This is a genomic window from Thermoanaerobaculia bacterium, assembly GCA_035260525.1.
Lineage (GTDB): Bacteria > Acidobacteriota > Thermoanaerobaculia > UBA5066 > DATFVB01 > DATFVB01.
Genome location: DATFVB010000088.1, coordinates 1 through 2697, shown reverse-complemented (window position 1 = coordinate 2697; position 2697 = coordinate 1). Strand labels below are relative to the sequence as shown.

Sequence of the window (2697 nt, the reverse complement as noted above, 5' to 3'; positions counted from 1 at the left end):
TCAACGGAAAGTGTGCCGAGGCGTTCCGCTTCTACGCGAAGGTCCTCGGCGGGAAGCTCGAGATGATGAAGAACGGAGAATCGCCCGTCGCGGATCAGACGCCGCCCGATCAGCGCGACCGGATCCTCCACGCGCGGCTCGATCTCGGGGACGCGGTCGTGATGGGATCCGACGCGCCGCCCTAGTACTTCACGCAACCGCAGGGGTTTTCCGTCGCGATCGGCCTCGAAGACACGGCCGAGGGGGAACGGATCTTCCAGGCGCTCTCCGAAGGCGGGACCGTGAAGATGCCGTTTGCGAAGACGTTCTGGGCCGAGAGGTTCGGTATGTGCATCGATCGCTTCGGAATCCCGTGGATCGTCAACTGCGAGAAGCCGGCTTAAAGCGCCCGGGCGGGGCACGACCGCGCATTCTTCCTGGTGGCGCGAGTCTCGCCGCTCGCGCGTCTCGGCAAGACTCGCGATACGCCGCCCCGGATTCGTTTTCAGCAGCCTGCTAGACTTCCGGCAACGATGGCCAGGCTCCGCGTCGCTCCGCCTTCGCACGTCCCCGACCGGGACGCCCGCTTGAAGCGGCTGACCCGCGCCATCCTCGCCGGAGGTGTCCTCGCCGCCGTCGTCATCTACGTCTTGGCGGGGCCCGAGCCGGAGAATTCCTCGGGTTACGATCCGATGCAGAACAAGATGTTCCTCCACGACCTCGAGCTCTACGGCGGGAAGGCGAACGTCCTCGCCGCCGAGTTCCGCGGCTGGTTCGTCGGCCTGTGGCAGGGAAGGAATCTGGCCTTCACGGTCGCCGTGCTGACGATCCTTTCCGTCCTGGCGCTGCGCTTCTTCGCCCGGCTCGCTTCCGACCCTCTCGATGACGAGGAGGATCTTCCGGAGTCCCCTCGACCGGGAACTTCGAGGATCCGCCGGATCCAATGACCGGCCGATCCGCGTCCGCCTCCAACGGCGGGAGCGTTCGGCGTCACCGGAGGTAGCCATGCCCACCGTGCCGGCGCCCACGCGCAAGCTGATCGCCCGCGCTTTCGCGGCCGTGGAGGACCTCGTCTATATCGGGCTGGGGCTGGCGCTGGCCGTCAGCGCCGTCGCTCTCCTGATCTCCACCGCGGTCAGCTTCGGCAGCAGGATCTTCACCGGAGACCTGATCGCCAACATCGTTCCGCTCCTCGACCGGATCCTCCTCATCCTCCTGATCGTCGAGCTCCTGTATACGGTCCAGGTGTCCTTCCGGGAGCACGCGGTCACGCCCGAGCCGTTCCTTCTCGTCGGCTTGATCGCCGCGATCCGGCGCGTGCTGGTGCTGACCGCGGAGTTCGGCGGCGCGGGGGCGGGAGCTCCCTCTCCGCAGCTCGTGCCCGAGCTCGCCGTCCTTTCGGCGCTGATCGTCGCGATCGCGCTGTCGCTGTTCGTGCTCCGGCGCCGGGACACGACGGACAAGGCTCCCAAGTCTTAGCTCGTCCAGGACCTCGAACGTTTCGAGGCGTAGCGCAGCCCGGTCGCGCTGCTGTTTTGGGAGCAGACGATCGTCGGTTCGGTAGTCAGGAAGAAATTTAGCGGAATCCCCACGTGAATTCAGGGAGTCTCCCAGCGGAGTCCCATCTTGAATCCGAGCTTCGTCCCCACGAGGCAGTCATCCGAGCATCCGAAGGATGTGAGTAATCCGACCGACCCGACCAATTATTTCAATATTGTCGTTCTTCCTCGCGCGCGAGGGGACGAGTTCAAAAACGAGTTCAAAGCTCCTCGATTTCGCCTCACTCTCGGGAGCGCGGTGAGAAAGAGCCTTGATTCCACGGAAGCTTCCCTCGACCGCTCGGGGGCCCGACGATCAAGACTGCTTCCCCGTGCCAGCCAGACTGATCAGAACCGCCCGATCTCGCCAGAGCCATGAAAGCTCACCCAAAAGTTGACCCCGTCGCTGCACACTCCGTACGGTTCAACCGCGCCTGGCGTAGAAGGGTTTCCAATGGTACTCAGATCGGTAGCCTTGAAGAGCGATAGGCCCCCATTTTCGTTCGTCACGAGGACCCTCTGGCCGTCGAACGCGGCCTGGATCGGGGCATTCAGGCCATTTTGATTTCCATTTCCGGCCGAGAAGGTCTTCAAGACCGTTCCATCGGAAGCGCGCACGACGGTGAGCGAGTTGTCCGCACTATTTGGCGCCCAGATGTTGTGGCCATCGAAGGCGGGGTATCCGGGGGCACTACCGACCGTAACGGTCTTGATGACCGCTCCACCGGAGTCGAGCTCGAGAAGCGTACCGGCGCCATCGTCGGTCACCCACATATTGCTTCCGTCGAAGACGATGCCCTCGGGTTGACTGAACCCCGTCGTTACAGTGCTGACGCTCCAGGGCGTCGTCGAGCCGGGAGTGACGATCGAGACACTGCCAGAATTTGCCGTCCAGATCTTGTTGCCGTCGAACGCGATTCCAGCCGAGTAGTCCCCGAGATTACTGGCGAGGGTGGTGACGGCCCCTGCTGCGGCGCTGGGATCAATCATATAGAGAGCGCCCGGGCCGGTCGCGCCGGTGATGAAGACGCGCCCCATCGCTACCAGGACGCCAACGGCTCCTGTCGCGCCCGTCCAGTCGTCGAGCTTCTTTCCGTCGCTGGCCCGCACGCGCGACACGTTTGAAGAATTAACGTTCGCCACCCAAATATCGGCGCCGTCGCTCTTCAGAAGGGCCGGT

General features: G+C 63.8%; 3 protein-coding genes and 1 pseudogene. 3 read left to right on the top strand and 1 reads right to left on the bottom strand.

Translation table 11 applies throughout. The features are described 5' to 3' along the window. The 3 genes and pseudogenes from VKH46_04195 to VKH46_04185 all read left to right on the top strand — a co-directional run bounded on the left by VKH46_04195 (position 1) and on the right by VKH46_04185 (position 1458). Positions 1–383 (top strand): annotated as a pseudogene (locus VKH46_04195) (VOC family protein). A 129-nt stretch (positions 384–512) separates the two neighbouring features. Continuing rightward, the gene (locus VKH46_04190; GenBank protein ID HKB70019.1) at positions 513–926 is read left to right on the top strand and encodes a hypothetical protein; all 414 of its coding nucleotides are present in this window, start codon (positions 513–515) and stop codon (positions 924–926) included. Positions 927–984: 58 nt separating this feature from the next. Further along, positions 985–1458 (top strand): phosphate-starvation-inducible PsiE family protein, encoded by a 474-nt coding sequence (locus VKH46_04185; GenBank protein ID HKB70018.1) that lies wholly within the window; start codon positions 985–987, stop codon positions 1456–1458. 407 nt (positions 1459–1865) lie between these two features. On the opposite strand, the gene VKH46_04180 is transcribed toward VKH46_04185, so the two are convergent. Further along, positions 1866–2697 (bottom strand): hypothetical protein (locus tag VKH46_04180; GenBank protein ID HKB70017.1); only part of this gene is annotated, 832 nt, incomplete at its 5' end.

What these genes read in the sequence shown, in the direction of transcription:
- VKH46_04190 (HKB70019.1), top strand. Translation starts at nt 513, where the DNA reads ATGGCCAGGCTCCGCGTCGCTCCGCCTTCGCACGTCCCCGACCGGGAC.
- VKH46_04185 (HKB70018.1), top strand. Translation starts at nt 985, where the DNA reads ATGCCCACCGTGCCGGCGCCCACGCGCAAGCTGATCGCCCGCGCTTTC.